This window comes from Campylobacter sp. CNRCH_2016_0050h, from assembly GCF_025772605.1.
In the GTDB taxonomy this organism is placed as follows: Bacteria; Campylobacterota; Campylobacteria; order Campylobacterales; family Campylobacteraceae; genus Campylobacter_D; species Campylobacter_D lari_D.
The window spans coordinates 51,094-73,107 of the sequence record NZ_JAKMSK010000002.1; the positions used below are offsets into that span (position 1 = coordinate 51,094).

Genomic DNA, 22,014 nt, shown 5'->3' on the forward strand with positions numbered 1-22,014 from the left:
TTTGTTTGCTCAAAAGAGTGTTTTTAAACTTACATTAGATACTATCAATGAAAAAACTATCATAAAAAATTCTTTTTTTACTCCTCCTTTTAAACTTATGAGGAATTTTTATGATAAAAAATTAACTAGTATATATGTTTTAAACTCTAGTGCTGGAATTTTTAAAGAGGATCATTTAAGTTTTGAAATCATATGTAAGAAAAGTACAAACACCGCTATACTCACACAAAGTTATGAAAAGGTATATGATACTAAAGATTCTTTTGCGAGTAAAAATATTGATTTTACTCTTGAAGAAAATGCAAGCTTTTTTTATATGCCAAAGCCACTTTTGCTTCAAGAAAATGCAAATTTTATACAAAATACAAAGATTAATCTAGCTTCTTTTTCAAGATTAGTTTATGTTGATTTTGTTATTTTTGGTAGAGTGGCTATGGATGAAAAATTTGCTTTTAAAAATTATGAGAGTTTAACTCAAATTTATAGAAATGATACTTTAATTTTAAATGATAAAATTAAAATCAATCCTTCTTATATGAAAGAAAATGATTTAAATTTTTTTGCAAATTATACGCATTATTTGAGTATTTATCTTTTTGGATATGATGAGTTTTATGAAGAATTAAAAGCTTCATTTGACGATATAAATCAACTTTTTTATGAGGGTTTGTGTATAAAAATTCTTAGTAATGAAAGTGAAAAATTACTTTTACTTCAAGATAAGCTTTTTAAATTTTGTCAAAATAAAATATAAAATATTGTGGTATTATAAAGTTTTAAAAACAAACTAAGGATTATAAATGCGATATGGTGAAAAAGAAATCAAAGAATTTAGTGTAGAAAATATGGAAGTTTGGCCAAATGATGCCAAAAATGATTATGTGATTAAAATCACTTTACCTGAATTTATGTGTTGTTGTCCGCGTAGTGGGTATCCTGATTTTGCTACAATTTACTTAGAATACATTCCAAATAAATTAGTAGTAGAACTTAAAGCAATCAAACTTTATATTAATACCTTTATGTATAGAAATGTTTCACATGAAGCAAGTATTAATGAAATTTATAATACTTTAAAAGAAAAACTTGATCCAAAATGGATAAAAGTAGTAGGTGATTTTAACCCTCGTGGTAATGTTCATACCGTGATTGAGTGTAGATCTGATTTAGTGGTACCACAAAATTAAGTTTTTATTAAAAATAAAAGGATATATTAAGTCTTATTTTAAGGAGGAAAATATGAAATTAAAATTATTTAGTTTAGTTGCAAGTGTTGCTTTGGTTTCAAATTTAGCTTTAGCTGATGAAAATTCAGGAATATTATTAGGTATTGATGCAGGATGGTTTCATACTAAGGTAAAATCTGATCTTGATCATAGAAAAACACAAAACATTAAATATAATGGTGATTTAGAAGGTAATGTTCCTGTTTTTGGTTTAAGAGTTGGTTATCGTTTTAGTGAAAATCATAGAATTTATGGTGCTTATAATTATTCAAGCGAATTTAGTGATGTAATCAATACCACAAGATTAAAAATTGATGGAGAATTTACTACACATAAGTTTTTGCTTGGTTATGATTTTACTCCAAAAATCTTTGAAAAAACAAGAGCTGTTTTAGGTGTATATGGTGGCTATGCAAGAACGGATATTACTTTAAAAACAAGCTTTTTATCATTATCTCAAGATTTTGATGGTTATACTTATGGAGCAAAAATCGGTGCTTTATATGAGTTAAATCAAGCAAATGAAATTGAGTTTGGTTTTAAAGCCGAGCAAACTCATTATAATACAAGAAATTTTTATCAAAATATGGTAGGTTCAAACTTTTACGATCCTAAACAAACAAATTATGGTTTATATCTAGGATATACTTATAAATTCTAAGGAGAATATATGCCAAAAGATGCAAATGGAACTGAGCTTAATACAGGTGATAGTGTAAGTGTTGTGAAAGATTTAAAGGTAAAAGGTGCAAGCACTACTTTAAAGCGCGGAACAACTATAAAAAATATTAAGCTTACAAACAAAGACACTGAAATTGAAGCTAAAGTAGATAAATTTGGTGTGATTGTTTTGAAAACTGAATTTCTTAAAAAAATATAAGTAAAAATTCCCAATTAATTTTGGGAATTTTCTTCTTGATAAACACAATGTTTAAAAATAAATTGATGTTCCTCAGGCAAGTTTTCAAATAAAGCATTTGCGAGTTGTCTTATCTCCCAAAGGGCTGATTTTGAGCTTCTTAGAGTGATAAAATTTTGCAAACTTCTTGCATTAATTGTTAAAGTTAATTCTGTTTTATAACTTTCTGGTAAGCAGTATTTTGCTATATCTAAACTAATGCTATTTTGCAAAATCAAACGCAGATTTTCTAAAGCTTTGATACTTGCATTATCTACTACTTCATTTCCGGTTAATACTAAGTATCTTTTAGCATTTTCAAAGTCATTTTCTTTAAATTCGCTTTCATTTCTTAGTTCTTTTAAAGTATATCTTGTGCTTTTTACACTAGGACTAGTGTGGCGGTGTCTTGCAACTTCTTGTAAGCATGCTCTTGAAATACCTTGTATATAAAAAGTATAGTTTAAATGCTCTAAGGTTGAAGCATGTTTGAATTTATTTCCCACTCGATCGATTAATTCTTTGTCTTTCTCACCACCACAATCACCTTTGTCAAAACTTTGCCAACATGTTCTTGTTGCATGAGAGCATACAGAAAGTGGAGTATGATTTAATAATGTGATTTTCATCGAAAATTTCCTTCAAAAATAATTGAATTTTACACAAATGTTTATAAAAATAAAATTTTTTATTCGTTATAATTTTAAAAAAAGAAATTAAGGTTATTTTATGAAATTAAAACAAACTAAGTATATTTTTGTAACCGGTGGTGTTTTAAGCTCATTAGGAAAAGGTATAGCAGCAGCATCTATTGCTACTATTTTAAAAAATTCAGGTTTAAAAGTAAGTATTTTAAAAGCAGATCCTTATATTAATGTAGATCCTGGCACGATGAGTCCTTTGGAGCATGGGGAAGTTTTTGTAACTGAAGATGGAGCTGAGACAGATTTAGACTTAGGACATTATGAGAGATTTTTAAATGAGAATTTAACTCAAGATAATAACTTTACCACAGGAAGAGTTTATCAAAGTGTTATAGAAAAAGAAAGAAGAGGAGATTACTTAGGAAAAACTATACAAGTAATCCCTCATATAGTTGATGAGATAAAAGATCGTATTAAAAAAGCTGGAGTTGATAAAGATATTTTAATTGTTGAAATAGGTGGCACGGTAGGAGATATAGAAGGCTTACCATTTTTAGAAGCTATTAGAGCTTTAAAACTTGAAGTGGGTAAATACAATGCTATTAATATTCACTTGACTTTAGTGCCATTTATCAAAGCAGCAGGAGAACTTAAAACAAAACCAACTCAACATAGTGTGGGAGAATTACGCCGTATAGGTATAAGCCCTGATATGATCATTTGCAGAAGTGAAAAATCTTTAGATAGAGAGTTAAAAGACAAAATCGCAATTTCATGCGGAGTTGAAAAAAACTGCGTTATAGAAAGTGTGGATGCAGCTAGTATTTATCAAATTCCACTAAATTTTTTAAAACAAGATATTTTAAATTCTATTGCAAGTTTATTAGATCTTCAAAATTTAAAGCCAAATATGAACGAATGGGATTCTTTAGTAAAAAGAGTCATCGCTCCAAGTAATGAACTTAGCATTGCTTTTGTAGGAAAATATGTAGATTTAAAAGAAAGCTATAAAAGCTTAACAGAGGCCATTATCCATGCAGGTGCAGCACTTGATGCAAGAGTAAATTTAAAATGGATTGATAGTGAAAAATTAGAAAATGCAAATGTCGAAGAAAGCTTTAAAGATGTAAATGGGATTTTAGTAGCAGGTGGTTTTGGCTACCGTGGAGTAGAAGGAAAAATCAAAGCCATACAATATGCAAGAGAAAATAAAATTCCATTTTTAGGAATTTGTTTGGGTATGCAGCTTTCTTTAGTGGAATTTGCACGCAATGTTTTAAAACTAGAAGATGCAAATTCTCATGAATTCAATCCAAATTGTAAAAATCCTATCATCTTTTTGATTGATGAATTTATTGACGCAAGTGGAGAAAAGCAAATTAGAACAAGTAAAACTCCACTTGGTGGAACTATGCGTCTTGGAGCTTATGAGTGTCATATCAAGCCAAATACACTTTTAAGTAAGGTTTATGATAATCAAAAAAGCGTAAAAGAACGCCACCGCCACCGCTATGAAGCTAATCCAAAATACAAAGAAATGTTTGAAAAAAATGGGCTTATTATAAGCGGGGAAAATGAAGGTTTAGTTGAGGCTGTAGAGCTTAAAGATCATCCATTTTTCTTAGCAGTGCAGTTTCACCCTGAATTTACTTCACGCTTAGTTAGGGTTAATCCGGCTATTTTTTCTTTTATCAAGGCATCTTTAACAAATCATGCTAAATAAAGCCAAAATAAAAGAAATTTTACACCAGCGTTTTATCAACGATACACATGTAAAGCTTTGTGATTTACCTATGCCATCTTGTTTAAAAGATGTCTATAAGGGTGCTTTGCGTATTAAAGAAGCGATTGAAAAAAATCAAAAGCTTGCTATTGTTGGAGATTATGATGTAGATGGGGTGATTTCTTGTGTGATTTTATCTGAATTTTTTGATGATATCGGATATGACTATGTGGTAAAAATTCCAAATCGTTTTAAAGATGGATATGGTCTAAATGAAGAAATCATCAATGAACTTAATGGGGTAGATTTAATCATCACTGTAGATAATGGTATAGCAGCTTTTGATGCAGCAGAGCTTTGTTTACAAAAAGGAATTGATTTAATCATTACCGATCATCATATGCCTCCAGCTACTTTACCAAAAGCTTATGCGATCATTAATCCTAAACAACAAGATTGTGAATTTCCTGATATTGAAATTTGTGGTGCTCAAGTGGCTTGGTATTTAGTTGCTGCTATAAAAGAAGTATGTAAGATTAATTATAATATGTGTAAATTTATAGAGCTTTTATCTATCGCAATTATCGCAGATATGATGGAGCTTAGAGATTTAAATAGAGCCTTAGTTAGAAAAGGCATAGAGTGTATTAATGATTCAAAACGAGTTGCATTTAAAGCTATCAAACAGTATTTTGGTAAGGATAAATTTGAGCTTGATAATATTAGTTTTTTAATTGCACCTTTGATTAATAGTGCAGGTAGAATGGATGATGCGATTATTTCTTATAAATTTTTGCATTCTAAAAATATTAATGAGGTTATGGGTTATTTAGAACAAATCATTACTTATAATAATAGCCGTAAAGATGAAGAGCGCGAGCTTTTTAAACAATGTTTAGAACAAGTTGATGAAAATGATCCTGTGATTATTGTCAATGGCCAAAATTGGCATGAGGGTGTTTTGGGTATAGTTGCAAGTCGTTTAGCAAAGCATTTTAACAAGCCTGCCTTTGTTTTTTCAGAATGTGAGCAAAAGGCTAAAGCTAGCGTTAGAAGCGTGGGTAGGATAGATATTTTAAATGTTATAGAACAAGCTAAAGAATTTGTTTTAAGCTATGGTGGACATAAAGGTGCAGCTGGAGTTTTAGTCGAGCTTGAAAAATTTGGTATTTTTAAAAATAAGCTTTATGAAATTTGTCAAAATATCCCTAAAGATGATTTTTACAATACTGATGAGGTTTTAGGTAGTATTGATCCAAATGAAGTTGATTTTGAACTTTTAGAGATATTGGAATTTTTTGAACCTTTTGGGCATAAAAACCCAAGGCCATATTTTAAATTTGATAAGCTTTTTGTAAAAAACAAAAAAAGACTTGGTAAAGATGAAAATCATATAAAACTTATTTTAACACAAGGAAATAAGACTTTAGAAGCTTTATTTTTTAATTTTGACTATGAGCCAGAAATTGGTGAAAATATTGATTTTATAGCTAGTATTTCTAAAAATAATTTTAGAGGATTAATCACCCCTCAACTTACTATAAAAGAAATTCTTAGATAATTTATTAACTTATTTGCATAATTTTTATTTATAAATTTGCTATAGCATAAGTACTATAAAGGAGTAAAATGTTAAAAAGGATTTTATTATTAGCAATATTTTTTAATTTTACTTTTGCTTTTGATACAAAAATTTTTATAGGTGATATTTATATACCTGAAAATTTTTATAAATATGATAAAGATTTTAAAATCGCGGCTAGAAAGTATAATATACCCATGGCATTACTTAAAGCCATAGCTTTGACAGAGAATGCAGCTTATGAACATAATATCATTGGTAGAAATAAAAATCAAACAAGAGATTATGGTTTAATGCAAATTAATAGCATTCATTTAAAGCGTTATGGTGTTAGCGAAAAAGAGATTGTAAAAGTTAGTGCAAATATAGACATAGCAGCAAGATTACTTTATGAAATTATACAACGATACGGGTTTAATTGGAATGCTATTGGAAGATATCATTCAGCAAATGATAAATATAAAAATATTTGGCTTGATAAAGTAATGAAAAATTTAGTTGCTATAGTTTTAAAAGATAGTAAAGATCTTTTTGTAATGGAAAAATTTAGAGCTTTTAAATTAGTTTCGCTTTTGATAAATGTTGATAAAGAACAATATAGAATTTTATTAGCAAGCAATAATTAAAACAAGAATTATAAATTTTCTTGTTTTAAAGCCTCTGCTTGATAATAAGCGATTAATGGCTCGATGATTTCATCAAAAAGTCCACCTTCTAAAATCGCATCAAGTCTATATAAAGTAAGATTTATTCTATGATCACTAATTCTATTTTGAGGGAAATTATAAGTGCGTATGCGTTCGCTTCTATCGCCACTTCCAACTTGTGATTTTCTTGCTTGGCTTTCTTTAGCTAAGCGTTCTTGTTCTTGCATTTCAAAAAGTCTTGCCTTTAAGACTTTCATGGCACTTTCTTTGTTTTTATGTTGGCTTTTACCATCTTGATTTACTACAACTATACCTGTTGGAATGTGAGTGATTCTTACAGCACTATCTGTGGTATTTACGCTTTGACCACCATGACCGCTACTACGCATTACATCGATTTTTAAATCATTTGGATTGATTTGAATTTCAACATCATCAACTTCAGGCATAATAGCCACTGTAATAGCTGAAGTATGAACTCTACCTTGAGATTCTGTTTCAGGTACTCTTTGAACCCTATGCGTGCCACCTTCGTATTTTAGCCTTGAATAAGCTCCATTTCCTTTGATAAGAATGATGATTTCTTTAAATCCACCTACGCTACCTTCACTTGAGCTGACTATTTCGTATTTATAATCACGATTTTCAGCATAGCGTATATAAGCTTTTACTAAATCCCCAACAAATAAAGAAGCTTCATCGCCACCTGTACCTGCACGAATTTCTAAAAAGATATTCTTATCATCGTTTGGATCTTTAGGTAATAAGAGAATTTTTAATTTTTCTTCAAGTTGTGGCTTTAAAACTTCGAGATTTTTAAGTTCTTCTTTTGCAAGTTCACCTAGTTCAGGATCAGATAAAAGAAGTTTATTTTCTTCTATATCATCTAAGGTTTTGAGATATTCTTTTGCTTTTTCTACTATGGGTTCTAAATTTTTTTGCTCTTTAGATAGAGCTGTCATTTTAGAAATATCATTAGAGATATTAACATCACTAAGAAGAGTATTTAACTCATCAAAGCGTGCTAAAAAAGGTTTGAGTTTATCAGCTAACATTAATTATGCTAATTTGTTTACCAATAATGCTAATCTGCTAACACGGCGTGATGCAGTTTGTTTTTTCAAAAATCCGCGACTTACCATAGCGTGAATGCTTTTATTAGCTACTTTTAATGCATTTTGTGCAGCTTCTTTATCGTTATTTGCCGCTGCTTCGCGAACCGCTTTTGTAATGTTTTTTAATCTTGTTCTATAAAATCTATTTCTTTCAGTTCTTTTGATAGTTTGTCTTGCTCTTTTTTCAGCAGATTTATGGTTTGCCATAATTTTCCTTTTTTATATAAATTAAATTGCTAATTATACAAAATTAAAATTAAATTTTAATTAATTTAAGTATTTTTAAAGTATTAATTTTAATACCTAATATCATTTATTTTTAAAAAATCGCGCAGTTTTTCATACTCGCCATTTTCCAAATAACGATATTTGCCAGCTTTTAACATACCAAGATCTAATGCTCCAAATGCCACTCTTTTAAGATCCATCACTTCTAAATCAAAATGTCCAAAAAAGCGTCTTAGCTCCCTATTTTTACCTTCATTAATGATTACTTTTAGTTTCGTATAGCCTCCGCTTGAACCAAAAATTTCAAAGCCTAAAAATGGAGCAAAACTCATTGAGGTTATTTTAGTTTTGGCGTGAGCCCCTTTTTTTTCATTTTGAATTTCTAAGCCATTTTGCATAGCTTCGATGACATTTTTATCTATATTACCTTTTACTTTTAAGTAATATTCTCTTTCTAAATCACTATGCATAAGTGCATCTGCTATTACAGGTGAATCAGTTAGTAAAAGTAATCCCTCACTTGCAAAGTCAAGCCTTCCTACGCTAAGCCAAGTGCTAAACTGTTTTGGTAAAGTATGATAGATGGTTTTTCTACCTCTATCATCTTTTTTGCTAACTATTTCACCTTTTTGTTTATGATAAATGATGACTGAAAATTGTGTTTTTTTATGGAGTTTTTTACCATTGATAAAAACTTTATCTTCAGTATTTACACTATCACTGAGCAAGGCTGTTTTTTTATTGATTTTTACTAAGCCTTGCTTGATTAGCTCATCAGCTTCACGGCGAGAATATTTGCTATTGTGTGAGATGAATTTATTAATTCTCATAATTTTACTTTACATCACAAAAATAGTTGGTACTATGGTTGGATATTTTTTGATTTTTCTAAAAATATGCTTTCTTAGTACTTGTCTAATTTGAGCTTCTAAAACTTTTGGATTATCTAAAATTTCATCTTTTACATTTGGGAAAAATTGACTTAAAACATCACTCATTTCTTTTGAGAATGCTCCATCTTGTTTATCAGCTACCAAGCCATAACTAAATACTCTTGGTTTATTAATTAGTGTTTTACTTGCTTTATCAAGCTGGGCGATGATGACAACTATACCGCTATCTGCTAGTTTTTGTCTATCAATTACCACATCATCTGCGATTTGTTTGTTGATTTGATTATCCACAAAGACTTTTCCTGTTTTAACTGTTTTTACACGTTTGATGTATTTTTGACAAAGCTCTACTTGATCCCCATCACTCATTAAGTAGATGTTTCTTTCAGGTATACCACATTTTAGAGCAGTTTCTTTATGTTTATTGATATGATTATACTCTCCATGCACTGGTAAGAAAAATTTAGGTTTTACTAAAGTTAGCATGAGTTTTTGTTCTTCTATACTAGCATGTCCGCTTACATGAATTTCACTAAATTCTTGATAAGCTACTTTAGCTCCTGCTTTTAAAAGAAAATCAAGTACAGCAGAAACATTTGCTTCATTACCTGGTATTGCTTTAGCTGAAATGATAACTTGATCGCTAGGTTTGATTTTGATAAATTTATGCTCATCAGTTGCCATTCTGTATAAAGCACTCATGGTCTCACCTTGACTTCCTGTAGTGACAATTAGTACTTCGTTGTCTTTGTATTTGCTTACTTCATCAGCGTCAATGAAAATTTTCCTATCAAGTTTGATATAGCCAAGTTCCATAGTAGTATAGAGATTTCTTTCCATAGAACGCCCTATAACACACACTTTTCTGCCGTATTTTAAACCATAACTAATAGCTTGATATACGCGGTGGATATTAGAGCTAAAGGTGCTCATGATTACCCTGCCTTTAGTTTTGGCAAAAATTTGATCAAAAGTAGGTCCTACGGAGCTTTCACTTTTTGTATAACCTTCTTTATATGAGTTTGTACTATCACTTAAAAGACAAAGTACGCCTTCTTCGCCATATTGAGCTAAACGACTTAAATCCGTTGGATAGCCATCAATTGGTGTTTGATCTATTTTAAAATCGCCAGTGTGTATGATGGTTCCTGCTTTAGTTTTAATAGCCAAAGCACAAGCATCGATGATAGAGTGGGTTATGTGAATCCATTCTAAATTAAATTCACCTATTTCATAAATTTGTCTTTTTGTTATAGGTCTAAACCATTTACGCTCAGCCTTTAAACCATGCTCTTCAAATTTATTTGAAATCATACCTAGTGCTAAAGGTGTTGCGTAGATAGGAAATTGAAATTCTTTGAAAAAATACGGCACAGCACCAATGTGATCTTCATGAGCATGAGTGATGATGATAGCACGAATTTTGTTTTTAATCTTTCTTACATAGTCAAAATCAGGTATGATAATATCTACTCCATGCATAGTTCCATCTGGAAAACTCATACCTATATCAATGATAATTGCATCATTGTTAGTTTCAAAAACAGTGATATTTCCACCGATTTCCCCAAGCCCGCCCAAAGGTGTAATACGAATTTTATGTTCGCTTGAGTTGTTGTGTTTTAAAGGGTGAAGTCTTAGCTCGTGCATGATTTTATTAGCTTCTATACTTTTGGCAAGTTCTATTTGCCATTCTTCATTACCGCTTAATTTAGATGGTAAATTTCTATTTTTTTTCTTTTTCTTTTTTTCTTCGCTAGCTTCAGTTTGAGTATTTTCTACTTTTGTTTCATTTTTAATTTCGCTATTTTGCTCTTGATTTTGTGAATCTTTTTTTCTTTTGTTTCTAAATTTATTAAATCTTTTAGTTTTATTTTGTTCTTGAGTTTTGTTTTCTTCGCTCATAGTCATCCTTTAAATAGTCATAAATTTTAAGGTATGAATCAACGCTAATTTCATGAGCTCTTGAGGTAGAAGAGATGTCTAGTGCTTCAAATGCTTTTAGAATTTTTTCTTTTTTATTTTTAAAATTAGATAAGAGTTGTTTTCTAGGATTTTGAAAACAAGCTCTAAGAAATTCTTTAAAAGCTTCTATATTTTCACATTTTTGCTGATAATGAGTAGTTTTTATTAACTTCATTACAGCTGAAGTAACTTTTGGTGGAGGATTAAAGCTTTGTGGCTGTATATCAAAAAGCATTTGTCTTTGGCATATTAATGCACAAAGCACCCCTAAGGCCGAAAAATTACTTTCTTTTTCATTTGCACAAAATTTCTGTGCCACTTCTTTTTGCACCATTACTATAAGCCCAAGGCAATTTTGATCTTCTAGGGCTTTTAAAATCAAATTTGTAGCAATATAATATGGTAAATTTGCTACTAAAAAGTACTCTTTATCACTTAAACTTCCTTGATCAAAAGCATCACTTGCATTTTGATGAATAAGCTCAAAATTTCCACCTTCAATCTCATTTTGAAATTTTTTATTTAAAATAGGAATCAAATCTTTATCAATCTCATAAGCTCTAATATGAGCTTGTGGAATTTTCAAAAGTTCTTGCGTTAAATCACCTAAGCCAGGCCCAATCTCAACTATATTTTTAGTATCTTTGGGTATGGCTTGGATGATTTTATCTACCACGCTTTTATCATATAAAAAATTTTGCCCAAAATGTTTTTTTGCTTTTATCATAAATTTATTTTATCTAAAAAATATTAATTATAGCATTATTTTAAGCGCTAATTAGATAAAATTTGAATTATTTTTTATAAAGGTTAATTTTTGAAAAATCTTATAGTGTGTGCAGGAGGAAATGAGGATTTTAAATTTGCACAAAGTATAGGTGTAGGCTTAGTTAATTCTGCTTTTTCTCTAGGTAAAATTTTAAGTCAAGTAAAAACAGATAGAGTGATTTTTATAGGTACATGTGGAATTTACCAAGAAGGAAAAATTTTAGACATTTATGAAAGTTCTAATGCTACAAATTTAGAATACGCAGATTTATTTGATAGTTTTTATACACCTATAGCAAATGAGATTAGATTAAATGTTTCACATGAAACTATGATTAATTCTTCAAATTATATTTGCAAAGATGAAAATATTGCTCAAGAATTTTTTAAAAAAGGCGTACATATAGAAAATATGGAGGCATACGCTGTGCTTTCTTGTGCAAAAATGCAAGGAATAGAAGGAATTTGTTATTTATGTGCTACAAATTTTTGTAATGAATTTGCACATGAAGATTTTTTAAAAAATCATCAAGAAGCAAAAGAATTATTAAAAGATTTTTTGTTAGATAAGAAACTTATATAGGAAAAAAATTGAGTGAATTAAAAAATATATTAGATTTTACTAAAGAAGAATTAGAAAATTTAGTCCAGCCAAAATTTAGAGCAAAGCAAATTTTTGAATGGGTATATAAAAAATATGCAGATGATTTTTTACAAATGTCATCTTTACCAAAAGACTTTAGGGTGTTTTTGCAAGAAAATTTTCATTTTTCACCTTTAAAATGTGTGAAAGATGAAAAAAGCAAGGATGGGAGTATTAAATATCTTTTTGAGCTTTTAGATAGTAAAAAAATAGAAGCTGTTTTGCTACCTATGAAAGAAGAGCTTGTAGATGAAAATGGAAAAATCATCAAACATGCAAGATATACTATTTGTGTTTCCTCTCAAGTGGGGTGTAAAAGTGGGTGCAGTTTTTGTCTGACTGCTAAAGGCGGTTTGAAAAGAAATTTGACTGCAGGAGAAATAGTAGGACAAATTTTATGGATCAAAAAACATAATCATATTCCTTATGAAAGAAGGGTTAATATAGTCTATATGGGTATGGGAGAGCCTTTGGATAATCTTAAAAATGTTTCTAAGGCAGTTAAAATTTTAGCTGATAATGATGCTTTAGCGATAAGCCCTAGAAGACAAACTATAAGCACAAGTGGTTTAGCAAAGCAAATTAAAGAGCTTGGAGAAATGAATTTAGGTGTGCTTTTGGCTATTTCACTCCATGCTGTAAATGATGAACTTAGAAGTGAATTAATGCCCATTAATAAAGCTTATAATATAGCAAGCATTATGGAAGCGGTGAGAAATTTTCCTATAGATCAGCGTAAAAGAGTGATGTTTGAATACCTTTTAATTGATGGGATAAATGATAAAATAGAACATGCAAAAGAACTAGTCAAGCTCTTAAATGGTATAAAAGCCAAAGTAAATTTAATACTTTTTAATCCACACGAAGGAAGTTTATATAAAAGACCAAGTGTTGAAAATGCGGTTAAAATTCAAGATTATTTAAGCGCAAAAGGTGTTACTTGTACGATAAGGGAAAGTAAAGGACTTGATATTTCAGCTGCATGCGGACAGCTTAAAGAAAGGCAGAGTAAACAATGACTTTTTTAGATATAGCCCAACTTATTTTTATAAGCATAGTAGTGATCATAGGACTTGGTGGGATTATTTATGTATTAAAAAATGAAGGGAAAAATAATGATAGATAAAAAACAATTGTTAGAAAATCAATTATTTCAAAATAGATATATAAAGCCAAATATTTCTTGGTATTTTTCTCATTTAAATGGTAAAAGAGGAATTGCTAGAATTTTTAAAGTTCCTTATGCTGCTTTGATGAAAAAATTTTATTTGAAAAAATACTTTGAAAAGAGGGTTTTAGAAGGTAAGGTGGATATTCCTTATTTAGAATTAGTTTTAACTACAAGATGTACTTTGCGTTGTGAATCATGTAACAATTTAATGCAGTATTTTTCACCATCAAATCAATATACCTGTACTTTAGAGGGTATTATAGAATCATTAGATCTACTTTTATCTAAAGTAGATTCTATCGCAAGGGTTAGAATTATAGGTGGAGAGCCTTTGTTGTTTAAAGATTTACCACAATTGATTGATTATTTAGATACTCAAAAGAAAATACTAACTTTTTCTTTAGTTACTAATGCAACCATTGATTTTAAAGATGAATTGATGAAAAAGTTAAAAAAATCTAATAAGGTTAGAAAAATTACGATTTCAGATTACAAAAGATCACCAAATTTAAAAATTCCACTAAAACAAGAAAGCATTCTAAGAAAATTAAAAGAAAATAAAATTTCATTTTCTATGGACTCTAGTGGCGAAAATTCTACTTGGAGTGATCCTGAAAAAATTTATAAACGCGGTAGAAGTAAAGAAGATATAATCAAAAATTATCGTAATTGTCAAATGCCATGTGTAAGTTTGATGACATCTGAGGGCTTAGAAAATAAACAATTAGCACCTAAAGGAGCTGTTTTTGTTTGCCCTATATCAAGTTCTTTATCACGTTTAAAAGGACTTGAAGAATTTAATGGCGATTTTTTAAATTTAGAGAATTCTAAAGAAAGATTTTTTGAATTTTATTCTCAAGATTTTTATAAATCTTGTGATTATTGTAGAGATTATGGTGAGCCAGCTAAGCAAATTGCAGTTGCAATCCAAACTGATAAGGTTTTAAAATTAGAAAAAGATTAAGATAAATTTTTCAAAAACTCGTCTTTTGTATCTTTTTGAGATTGTATCAAAAAATTTTGATTTTTATATGTAAATTCTAAGCTAAAAGAGTGTAAAAGCAATCTTTTAGCACCTGTAATTTGAGCTCTTTTTATACCACTCATTTTTCCATCTAATATTTGCTCTATTTGTGTTTTTTCTAAACCATATAAAGGTTCACCTAAAATTTTATGTTTCACATGAAACAAATGTAGTCTTATTTGGTGTTGTCTTCCTGTTAGAGGTTTAGCTAAAACTAAACTAGCATCTAAATTTTCAAAATATTCTAAAGTATAAAATTGCGTTAAGGCTTCTTTACCATTTTCACAAATATGCATTCTAGTTTTTACTGCATCGTAGTCTTTAGCTAAATCCATGCTTTTATCTACTATAAATTCTTTTTTAGTTTTTCCTTTTACTAGAACAAGATAGCTTTTTTGCACTAATCTTTTTTCAAACATGGTTTTTAACTCAATTTGTGCATTTTTATGTTTAGCTATGAGCAAAAGCCCGCTTGTTTCTTTATCTAATCTATGAGCCACGCAAGCTTTTTCACCCCATAAATGCCAAATTTCATCACAAAGACTATAAGTACAATTGCGTCCATTAGGATGAGTTAGCACCCCGCTTGGTTTTTCTACTACAGCAAAATCTTCATTTTCATAAACTATTTCTAATCCTTTGGGATTATTTTCATATATGATTAATTCTACTAGACCATCTAAAAATTTGTTTTTTTCTTCTACCAAATTTCCATCACAAAATAGTCTTTTTTTATCAATGAGTTTTTGTGCTTCACGCATAGAAATTTTTAACTCATCTATAAGTAGTCTAAATGCCTTTTTTCCATTATTTGCTAGTTTCTTTTTTATATATGCCATTTAATAACTTTCTTAGGTAATTTATAATAAAATTCAAGCTATTTTTTCATAAAAAATTATATAAAAAAAGGTCTTGAAAATGGTTGAAAGATATAGCAGAGAAATCATGGCTAAAAAATGGTACATGCAAGCAAAATATGAGGCGTGGTTAAAAGTGGAATTAGCTGCTGTGAAAGCGTGGAATAAACTTGGTCTTATTAAAGACGATGATTGTGAAAAAATTATAAAAAATGCAAAATTTGATATAGCAAGAATAGATGAGATAGAAAAAACTACCAAACATGATGTTATCGCTTTTTTAACTAGTGTAAGTGAAAGTTTGGGTGAGGAAAGTCGTTTTGTGCATTATGCGATGACAAGTTCAGATTGTATTGATACTGCAGTTGCTTTGCAGATTAAAGATAGTTTAGAATTAATCTTGCAAGATTTAGATCAAGTTTTAGCAGCGATTAAAACAAGAGCATATGAGCATAAAAATACCTTAATGGTAGGAAGAAGCCATGGAATTCATGGAGAGCCTATAACTTTTGGTTTGGTTTTGGCTATTTGGTATGATTCGCTAGTTCATGCAAAAGATTTAATCATTCATGCAAAAGAAGTGATTAGCTATGGAAAAATCAGCGGTGCTATGGGAAATTTTGCTCATGCTCCACTTGAATTTGAAGAAGAAGTTTGTAAAAATTTAGATCTTAAACCAGCACCAGTTTCAAACCAAGTTATACAAAGAGATCGTTACGCACAAGTTATCTCGGCTTTAGCTATTTTAGCTTCAAGTTGTGAGCAAATTGCTGTTGCTATCCGCCATTTTCAAAGAACAGAAGTATATGAAGCTGAAGAATATTTTTCTCAAGGACAAAAAGGAAGTTCAGCTATGCCTCATAAAAGAAATCCTGTTTTGAGTGAAAATATTACCGGTCTTTGCAGGATGATAAGAGCTTATGTAACACCTGCTTTAGAAAATGTAGCATTGTGGCATGAAAGAGATATATCACATTCTAGTGTAGAAAGATTTGTATTACCTGATGCTTTTATCACGACTGATTTTATGCTTTCAAGATTATGCGGTGTGATAGAAAAGCTTTTGGTATATCCAGAAAATATGATGAAAAATTTAAATTTAACCGGAGGGCTTGTATTTTCTCAAAGAGTATTGCTTGAACTTCCATTTAAAGGTATAAGCAGAGAAGAAGCTTACAAGATTGTTCAAAGAAATGCTATGAAAGTTTGGGCTGATTTACAAAATGGTAAGCCTGCTTTAAATGAAAAAGGCGAGAGTTTGTTTTTATTAGCTTTATTAGCTGATGAGGATTTGAAAAATTCTTTAAGTGAAGCAGATATTAGAAATTGCTTTGATTATAACTACTATACTAAAAATGTAGATAAAATTTTTGAAAGAACTTTTAAATAATAAACTAGGGGTTGTGAGTGAAAGTATTAAAAAGAAATGGAAGAACTGAAGAGTTAGATGTTTCTAAGATTAAAAAATATACTACCGACGCGGTGGCAAATTTAGAAAATGTAAGTCAAAGTGAGCTTGAAGTAGATGCAAAAATTCAATTTCGTGATGGTATAACAACAGAAGAAATCCAACAAACTCTTATAAAAACAGCAGTAGATAAAATAGATATTGATAGACCTAATTGGACCTTTGTTGCTGCAAGATTGTTTTTGTATGATTTATATAAAAAAGTAAGTGGTTATAATGGGTATAAGCATTTAAAAGAATACCTTGAAAAAGGCGAAAAAGAAGGTAGAATTTTAATCGGCTTAAAAGAAAAATATGATTTAGATGATCTTAATGCTTATATCAAGCCAGAGCGTGATTTGCAATTTACTTATCTTGGTATAAAAACTTTATATGATAGGTATTTGATTAAAGATTCTAAAGGTATGCCTATAGAATTACCACAACAAATGTTTATGGCTATTGCGATGTTTTTAGCACAAAATGAATTAGATTCTCAAACTTGGGCTAAAAAATTTTATGATTTGATCTCGACTTTTGAAGTAATGCTTGCAACTCCAACCCTTTCAAATGCAAGAACTACAAGACACCAATTAAGCTCATGTTATATAGGAAGCACACCTGATAATATAGAAGGGATTTTTGATTCCTATCAAGAAATGGCACTCTTATCTAAATTTGGCGGTGGTATAGGTTGGGATTGGTCCAAGGTGCGTGCTATGGGTGGAAGTATAGATGGGCATAAAAACGCAGCAGGCGGGATCATACCATTTTTAAAAATCACTAATGATATAGCCGTTGCTGTTGATCAACTTGGTACTAGAAAAGGGGCGATTGCTGTATATATCGAACCTTGGCATATGGATATTAATGACTTTTTAGATTTGCGTAAAAATTCTGGCGAAGAAAGAAGAAGAGCGCATGAACTTTTCCCTGCTTTGTGGATTAATGATTTATTTATGAAAAGAGTAAGGACAAATGGTAAATGGACGCTTTTTGATCCTGCTGATACTGCAAGTTTATGTGATTTATATGGTGAAGAATTTGAGAAAAAATACGAAGAATTTGAAAAAGATGAAAGCATAGCTAAAGAAATTATAGATGCAAAAGAGCTTTGGAAAAAAATACTTTTATCTTATTTTGAAACAGGTATGCCATTTTTATGTTTTAAAGATAGTGCAAACAAAACAAATCCAAATTCCCACGCAGGAATTATAAGAAGTTCAAATTTATGTACAGAAATTTTTCAAAATACAGATCCAAATTATTATCAAATCAAAATCGTATTTGATGATAAAACAGAGCTTCATTTGGATGAGGATGAAGAGCTTGCAATAGATGGAGGGTATAAAAAGCTTGCTAAGAAAGTTTCTACTTTAGATAGTATTAATGGTAAAAAAGTTTATATAGTAGAAAAATATAAAAACGAAGGAAAAACCGCAGTTTGTAATCTTGCAAGTATAAACTTAAGTAAAATCAACACCAAAGAAGACATCCAAAGAGTAGTGCCAACGGCAATAAGAATGCTTGATAATGTGATTGATTTGAATTTTTATCCCCATGTAAAGGTTAAAAATACCAACTTAAAATCACGCGCTATAGGACTTGGTGTAATGGGTGAAGCGCAAATGCTGGCTGAAGCTCAAATTTATTGGGGTTCTAATGAGCATTTTGAAAAAATTGATCGTATTATGGAGATGATTAGCTATGAGGCGATTTTAGCTAGCTCAAATTTGGCCTTAGAAAAAGGAAGTTATCCTGACTTTGAAGGATCAAATTGGAGTAAAGGTATAGTACCAATTGATGTGGCAAATGAAAATGCTAAAAAACTTACCGCAAGTGAAGGTTTGTTTGATCAAAGCGAGTGTGATTGGGAAAAATTAAGAGAAAAACTAAAAAGAGATGGCATAAGAAATGGTTATTTAATGGCTATAGCGCCAACTTCTTCTATCTCGATTTTAGTGGGTACTACTCAAACAATTGAGCCTGTATATAAAAGAAAATGGTTTGAGCAAAACTTAAGTGGTATGATACCAACTGTGGTGCCAAATTTAAGCGCTAATACTTGGCAGTATTATACTCCTGCTTATGAGCTTGATCAAAAAATCTTAGTAAAAGCAGCAGCGATTCGTGGTAAATGGATTGATCAAGGTCAATCATTAAATATCTTTGTTTCTTTAGATAAAGCAAGCGGTGGATATTTAAATGAAATTTATCAACTTGCTTGGGAATTAGGTGTTAAATCAACTTACTATCTAAGAAGCGAAAGCCCTGATAGTCAAAAAGTAAATGATGATGTGGTTGATAGAACTATAGAATGTGAAGGTTGTCAATAAAAATGGAGAAACAAAATGCATGTAAAAAACTCACTACCGGAGCTTACGCTTAGGGGTATAATACTAGGAAGTATTTTAACGATTATTTTTACTGCCTCAAATGTATATTTGGGGCTTAAAGTTGGTCTTACTTTTTCTACTTCTATTCCTGCTGTTGTAATTGCAATGGCTGTTTTAAAAATCTTTAAAGATTCTAATATTTTAGAAAATAATATGGTTCAAACTCAAGTTTCAGCTGCAGGTACGCTCTCGGCTGTGATTTTTGTTATACCGGGCCTTTTTATATGTGGGTATTGGTTTGAATTTCCACTTTGGCTTACCTTTATGCTCTGTCTTTGCGGAGGTGGATTAGGCGTGCTTTTTACTATACCTTTGCGTAGAGCTATGGTAGTAGAGAGTAAATTGGCTTATCCTGAAGGAAGGGCTGCTGCTGAAATTTTAAAAGTGGCTAATAAAGATCAAGCTGATAAAAAAGGAAAGGTGGGCTTAAAAGAAATCACACTTGGTGTAGTATTAGCTTCTATTGTAAGCCTTTTTTCAAGTGGCTTTAAACTACTTTCAAGTGGAAGTAGTTTTGCATTTATTTGGCAAAAAATGACTTTTGGATTTTCTATGGGCTATTCGGTGGCACTTTTGGGTGCTGGATACTTAGTAGGTATAGCCGGAGGTGTTGCATTGCTTGTGGGTATGGTGCTTGCTTGGATGGTTTTTGTGCCATATTTTTCTGCTAAAGAAAGTTTTGATGTAAGCTTAAGTGCACTTGATATAGCTAATCAAATTTGGGCTCAAAAAGTACGCTTAATAGGCACAGGAGCTATTGCCATAGCAGCATTATGGACTTTAATAGAACTTGCAAAGCCTGTATATGATGGTATGAAAAATATGCTTAAAAAAACCTCATTAAACCTCTCACAAGATCCTAAAGATATGGATTTATCTTTAAAAGCTATGTTAGGTTTATTTGTGCTTATGTGTATAGGCTTATTTATTTCATTTTATGCTTTTGTGGCTGACTCAAATTTAGTAAGTGGCTATCAAATTCTTTTTGCTTTAGTAGGAACTTTAGTAGCTATTTTTATAGGCTTTTTTGTAGCTTCTGCTTGTGGATATATGGCAGGTTTAGTGGGTTCATCATCTTCTCCTATTTCGGGTATAGGACTAATTGGGATTATGATTTCTTCTTTGATTATTTTACTTTTGGGTTATCAAGTAGATTTATTTAGTGATCCTTTAATGTCTAAATTTGCTATTGCTTTTGCTATATTTACTACCAGTGTTATTTTGGCAACTGCTGCTATTTCTAATGATAATTTACAAGATTTAAAAACTGGTTATTTAGTAGGTGCAACTCCTTGGAAACAACAAGTTTCTTTGATTATAGGTTGTGTGTTTGGAGCTTTAGCTATAGCTCCTGTGTTAAATTTGCTATACCAAGCTTATGGTTTTGTGGGTGCAATGCCAAGAGAAGGAATGGATGAGGCAAATGCACTTGCTGCACCACAAGCAAATTTAATGAGCACTATAGCTCAAGGTATTTTTAACGCTAACATTGATTGGAGTTATATTATAGCAGGAGCTTTTGTGGGTGTTGGTATAATCATTGTCGATCGTTTATTAAGAAAGAAAAATATGTCTTTACCACCTTTAGCTGTGGGTATAGGTATATATTTACCACCTGCTGTTAATATGCCTTTGTTTATAGGTGGATTATTGGCATATTTAATTAAAAAGCGTTTGGATCAAAGATATGCTAAAAATGCTCATAAAAAAGAACTTATTCAAGAGCATGAGCAAAAAGGAACCTTATTTGCCTCTGGTTTGATAGTGGGTGAGAGTATATTTGGAGTATTAATAGCTGGCTTAACTGTGCTTTCTATTAGTAGAGGTGGAGCTGAAGATCCGCTTGCTATTGCAACTTCATTTAAAGATGATGGGATTATAGGTTTTGTAGTATTTATAGCGATTATGCTAATTTTTGCAAGAAGAGTGCTTAAAAAATGAATTTAGATTATTATTATGCTTTGATTTTAGGAATCATTGAGGGTCTGACAGAATTTTTACCTGTTTCATCTACTGGGCATATGATCTTGGGTGCTGAAATTTTGGGTTTAAATATAGATGATTTTTGGAGAAGTTTTTTTATCATCATTCAGCTTGGTTCTATACTAGCGGTGATTTTTATTTTTAAAGAAAAACTAACTCAAAAACTTGATATTTGGTTAAAACTTGCTGTGGGCTTTTTGCCTGCAGGTGGGGTGGGTTTTATAGCATATAAGTTTTTAAAAGAAATATTTAATGGCTATACCGTGGCTACTATGTTAATCATTGGTGGGATTGTTTTTATCATCATAGAACTTAAACATAGAAAAAAAGACTATACAATCCACTCTTTAGATGAGGTAAGTTATAAACAAGCTTTTTTGATAGGTTTAACTCAAGCTCTTGCTATTATACCAGGTACTTCAAGAAGTGGAGCAAGTATCATAGGTGGGTTATTGCTCGGACTTGATCGCAAAGTTGCTTCTGAATTTTCGTTTTTGCTTGCAATTCCTACTATGATTATCGCAACAGCTTATAGTATTTATAAAGAACCACAGGTTTTAAGCAATATGAATAATTTCATTCCTTTAGCCATAGGTTTTATAACAGCTTTTGTAGTGGCTTTTATAGTAATTAAAATATTTTTAAAATTAATTAGCAAAATAAACTTTATACCTTTTGGAATTTATAGGATAATTTTAGGTTTTGTATTTTTATACCTTTTTATGAGTGGTGCTTTAGATATATCAAGAACGGGTGTTTGAAATATAAAAATATCCTTTATTTAAAAAAAGTTTAAGTTTTTCA

At 30.5% G+C, this 22,014-nt stretch carries 22 protein-coding genes; 15 read left to right on the plus strand and 7 right to left on the minus strand.

The features are described 5' to 3' along the window. Position 1 precedes the first annotated feature (1 nt). The 4 genes from L8X28_RS01315 to L8X28_RS01330 are packed head-to-tail and all read left to right on the plus strand — an operon-like array spanning position 2 to position 2,106. A complete protein-coding gene (locus L8X28_RS01315) occupies positions 2-754 on the plus strand; it encodes an urease accessory protein UreD (protein ID WP_263661886.1) in 753 nt (250 codons plus the stop codon). 46 nt (positions 755-800) lie between these two features. Further along, the gene (gene queF, locus L8X28_RS01320; protein ID WP_039617048.1) at positions 801-1,187 is read left to right on the plus strand and encodes a preQ(1) synthase; all 387 of its coding nucleotides are present in this window, start codon (positions 801-803) and stop codon (positions 1,185-1,187) included. 52 nt (positions 1,188-1,239) lie between these two features. After that, positions 1,240-1,887 carry a porin family protein gene (locus L8X28_RS01325; RefSeq protein WP_263665304.1) on the plus strand — a complete coding sequence of 216 codons (648 nt, stop codon included), beginning with the start codon at positions 1,240-1,242 and terminating at the stop codon, positions 1,885-1,887. A 9-nt stretch (positions 1,888-1,896) separates the two neighbouring features. After that, positions 1,897-2,106, plus strand: coding sequence for an alkylphosphonate utilization protein (locus L8X28_RS01330; RefSeq protein ID WP_133319089.1), 210 nt, complete (start codon positions 1,897-1,899; stop codon positions 2,104-2,106). Positions 2,107-2,120: 14 nt separating this feature from the next. Here L8X28_RS01330 and thyX read toward each other — a convergent pair whose 3' ends face one another. Then, complete coding sequence (gene thyX / locus L8X28_RS01335) at positions 2,121-2,753, minus strand: FAD-dependent thymidylate synthase (protein WP_214098040.1); 633 nt, start codon at positions 2,751-2,753, stop codon at positions 2,121-2,123. Positions 2,754-2,853: 100 nt separating this feature from the next. Here thyX and L8X28_RS01340 point away from each other — a divergent pair, with 100 nt between their 5' ends. The 3 genes from L8X28_RS01340 to L8X28_RS01350 all read left to right on the plus strand — a co-directional run bounded on the left by L8X28_RS01340 (position 2,854) and on the right by L8X28_RS01350 (position 6,699). Then, positions 2,854-4,491: a CTP synthase gene (locus tag L8X28_RS01340; protein WP_263661397.1), complete on the plus strand. Its 1,638-nt coding sequence runs from the start codon at positions 2,854-2,856 to the stop codon at positions 4,489-4,491. After that, positions 4,481-6,052: a single-stranded-DNA-specific exonuclease RecJ gene (gene recJ, locus L8X28_RS01345; RefSeq protein ID WP_263659219.1), complete on the plus strand. Its 1,572-nt coding sequence runs from the start codon at positions 4,481-4,483 to the stop codon at positions 6,050-6,052. Before L8X28_RS01340 ends, recJ begins: the two co-directional genes overlap by 11 nt. A gap of 68 nt (positions 6,053-6,120) precedes the next feature. Continuing rightward, on the plus strand, positions 6,121-6,699 hold the full coding sequence (locus L8X28_RS01350; protein WP_133319092.1) for a lytic transglycosylase domain-containing protein: 579 nt from the start codon (positions 6,121-6,123) through the stop codon (positions 6,697-6,699). Positions 6,700-6,707: 8 nt separating this feature from the next. Here the strand turns inward: L8X28_RS01350 and prfA are convergent, their stop codons facing one another. The 5 genes from prfA to rsmA form a co-directional block, all read right to left on the minus strand. Beyond that, the gene (gene prfA / locus L8X28_RS01355) at positions 6,708-7,775 is read right to left on the minus strand and encodes a peptide chain release factor 1 (protein WP_133319093.1); all 1,068 of its coding nucleotides are present in this window, start codon (positions 7,773-7,775) and stop codon (positions 6,708-6,710) included. Between the two features lie 3 nt (positions 7,776-7,778). Next, the gene (rpsT, locus tag L8X28_RS01360; RefSeq protein ID WP_039617063.1) at positions 7,779-8,042 is read right to left on the minus strand and encodes a 30S ribosomal protein S20; all 264 of its coding nucleotides are present in this window, start codon (positions 8,040-8,042) and stop codon (positions 7,779-7,781) included. An 89-nt stretch (positions 8,043-8,131) separates the two neighbouring features. Then, the gene (locus L8X28_RS01365; protein WP_133319094.1) at positions 8,132-8,893 is read right to left on the minus strand and encodes a pseudouridine synthase; all 762 of its coding nucleotides are present in this window, start codon (positions 8,891-8,893) and stop codon (positions 8,132-8,134) included. A 9-nt stretch (positions 8,894-8,902) separates the two neighbouring features. Further along, a complete protein-coding gene (locus tag L8X28_RS01370; RefSeq protein WP_263665305.1) occupies positions 8,903-10,861 on the minus strand; it encodes a ribonuclease J in 1,959 nt (652 codons plus the stop codon). Beyond that, complete coding sequence (gene rsmA, locus L8X28_RS01375; RefSeq protein WP_263665306.1) at positions 10,827-11,648, minus strand: 16S rRNA (adenine(1518)-N(6)/adenine(1519)-N(6))-dimethyltransferase RsmA; 822 nt, start codon at positions 11,646-11,648, stop codon at positions 10,827-10,829. The genes L8X28_RS01370 and rsmA overlap by 35 nt, the downstream gene beginning before the upstream one ends. Before the next feature lie 90 nt (positions 11,649-11,738). Between rsmA and L8X28_RS01380 the strand changes: the two genes are divergently transcribed. The 4 genes from L8X28_RS01380 to L8X28_RS01395 are packed head-to-tail and all read left to right on the plus strand — an operon-like array spanning position 11,739 to position 14,467. After that, entirely contained in the window at positions 11,739-12,272 is a 534-nt protein-coding gene (locus tag L8X28_RS01380) for a purine-nucleoside phosphorylase (RefSeq protein WP_263665307.1), read from the plus strand. A gap of 8 nt (positions 12,273-12,280) precedes the next feature. Continuing rightward, positions 12,281-13,351 carry a 23S rRNA (adenine(2503)-C(2))-methyltransferase RlmN gene (rlmN, locus tag L8X28_RS01385; protein ID WP_263665308.1) on the plus strand — a complete coding sequence of 357 codons (1,071 nt, stop codon included), beginning with the start codon at positions 12,281-12,283 and terminating at the stop codon, positions 13,349-13,351. Further along, the gene (locus tag L8X28_RS01390; RefSeq protein WP_087699086.1) at positions 13,348-13,458 is read left to right on the plus strand and encodes a hypothetical protein; all 111 of its coding nucleotides are present in this window, start codon (positions 13,348-13,350) and stop codon (positions 13,456-13,458) included. Before rlmN ends, L8X28_RS01390 begins: the two co-directional genes overlap by 4 nt. Then, positions 13,448-14,467 (plus strand): radical SAM protein, encoded by a 1,020-nt coding sequence (locus tag L8X28_RS01395; protein WP_263665309.1) that lies wholly within the window; start codon positions 13,448-13,450, stop codon positions 14,465-14,467. The genes L8X28_RS01390 and L8X28_RS01395 overlap by 11 nt, the downstream gene beginning before the upstream one ends. Here the strand turns inward: L8X28_RS01395 and L8X28_RS01400 are convergent. Next, positions 14,464-15,366, minus strand: a complete 903-nt coding sequence (locus L8X28_RS01400) for an RluA family pseudouridine synthase (protein WP_263665310.1) — start codon at positions 15,364-15,366, stop codon at positions 14,464-14,466. The genes L8X28_RS01395 and L8X28_RS01400 overlap by 4 nt on opposite strands. A gap of 79 nt (positions 15,367-15,445) precedes the next feature. Between L8X28_RS01400 and purB the strand changes: the two genes are divergently transcribed. The 4 genes from purB to L8X28_RS01420 are packed head-to-tail and all read left to right on the plus strand — an operon-like array spanning position 15,446 to position 21,971. Beyond that, a complete protein-coding gene (gene purB / locus L8X28_RS01405) occupies positions 15,446-16,774 on the plus strand; it encodes an adenylosuccinate lyase (protein ID WP_263665311.1) in 1,329 nt (442 codons plus the stop codon). Between the two features lie 17 nt (positions 16,775-16,791). After that, positions 16,792-19,167: a ribonucleoside-diphosphate reductase subunit alpha gene (locus L8X28_RS01410; protein WP_263665312.1), complete on the plus strand. Its 2,376-nt coding sequence runs from the start codon at positions 16,792-16,794 to the stop codon at positions 19,165-19,167. A gap of 15 nt (positions 19,168-19,182) precedes the next feature. Beyond that, positions 19,183-21,168, plus strand: a complete 1,986-nt coding sequence (locus tag L8X28_RS01415; protein WP_263665313.1) for an OPT family oligopeptide transporter — start codon at positions 19,183-19,185, stop codon at positions 21,166-21,168. Then, positions 21,165-21,971: an undecaprenyl-diphosphate phosphatase gene (locus tag L8X28_RS01420; RefSeq protein ID WP_263665315.1), complete on the plus strand. Its 807-nt coding sequence runs from the start codon at positions 21,165-21,167 to the stop codon at positions 21,969-21,971. The genes L8X28_RS01415 and L8X28_RS01420 overlap by 4 nt, the downstream gene beginning before the upstream one ends. Positions 21,972-22,014: the final 43 nt, after the last annotated feature.

Bases quoted from the DNA above. Each gene is read 5' to 3' on its own strand.
- L8X28_RS01420 (WP_263665315.1), top strand. From the start codon at position 21,165: ATGAATTTAGATTATTATTATGCTTTGATTTTAGGAATCATTGAGGGT.
- L8X28_RS01365 (WP_133319094.1), bottom strand. From the start codon at position 8,893: ATGAGAATTAATAAATTCATCTCACACAATAGCAAATATTCTCGCCGT.
- L8X28_RS01330 (WP_133319089.1), top strand. From the start codon at position 1,897: ATGCCAAAAGATGCAAATGGAACTGAGCTTAATACAGGTGATAGTGTA.
- L8X28_RS01370 (WP_263665305.1), bottom strand. From the start codon at position 10,861: ATGAGCGAAGAAAACAAAACTCAAGAACAAAATAAAACTAAAAGATTT.
- L8X28_RS01395 (WP_263665309.1), top strand. From the start codon at position 13,448: ATGATAGATAAAAAACAATTGTTAGAAAATCAATTATTTCAAAATAGA.
- L8X28_RS01350 (WP_133319092.1), top strand. From the start codon at position 6,121: ATGTTAAAAAGGATTTTATTATTAGCAATATTTTTTAATTTTACTTTT.
- L8X28_RS01340 (WP_263661397.1), top strand. From the start codon at position 2,854: ATGAAATTAAAACAAACTAAGTATATTTTTGTAACCGGTGGTGTTTTA.
- thyX (WP_214098040.1), bottom strand. From the start codon at position 2,753: ATGAAAATCACATTATTAAATCATACTCCACTTTCTGTATGCTCTCAT.
- L8X28_RS01400 (WP_263665310.1), bottom strand. From the start codon at position 15,366: ATGGCATATATAAAAAAGAAACTAGCAAATAATGGAAAAAAGGCATTT.
- prfA (WP_133319093.1), bottom strand. From the start codon at position 7,775: ATGTTAGCTGATAAACTCAAACCTTTTTTAGCACGCTTTGATGAGTTA.
- L8X28_RS01415 (WP_263665313.1), top strand. From the start codon at position 19,183: ATGCATGTAAAAAACTCACTACCGGAGCTTACGCTTAGGGGTATAATA.
- purB (WP_263665311.1), top strand. From the start codon at position 15,446: ATGGTTGAAAGATATAGCAGAGAAATCATGGCTAAAAAATGGTACATG.
- L8X28_RS01325 (WP_263665304.1), top strand. From the start codon at position 1,240: ATGAAATTAAAATTATTTAGTTTAGTTGCAAGTGTTGCTTTGGTTTCA.
- recJ (WP_263659219.1), top strand. From the start codon at position 4,481: ATGCTAAATAAAGCCAAAATAAAAGAAATTTTACACCAGCGTTTTATC.
- rsmA (WP_263665306.1), bottom strand. From the start codon at position 11,648: ATGATAAAAGCAAAAAAACATTTTGGGCAAAATTTTTTATATGATAAA.
- L8X28_RS01390 (WP_087699086.1), top strand. From the start codon at position 13,348: ATGACTTTTTTAGATATAGCCCAACTTATTTTTATAAGCATAGTAGTG.
- queF (WP_039617048.1), top strand. From the start codon at position 801: ATGCGATATGGTGAAAAAGAAATCAAAGAATTTAGTGTAGAAAATATG.
- rpsT (WP_039617063.1), bottom strand. From the start codon at position 8,042: ATGGCAAACCATAAATCTGCTGAAAAAAGAGCAAGACAAACTATCAAA.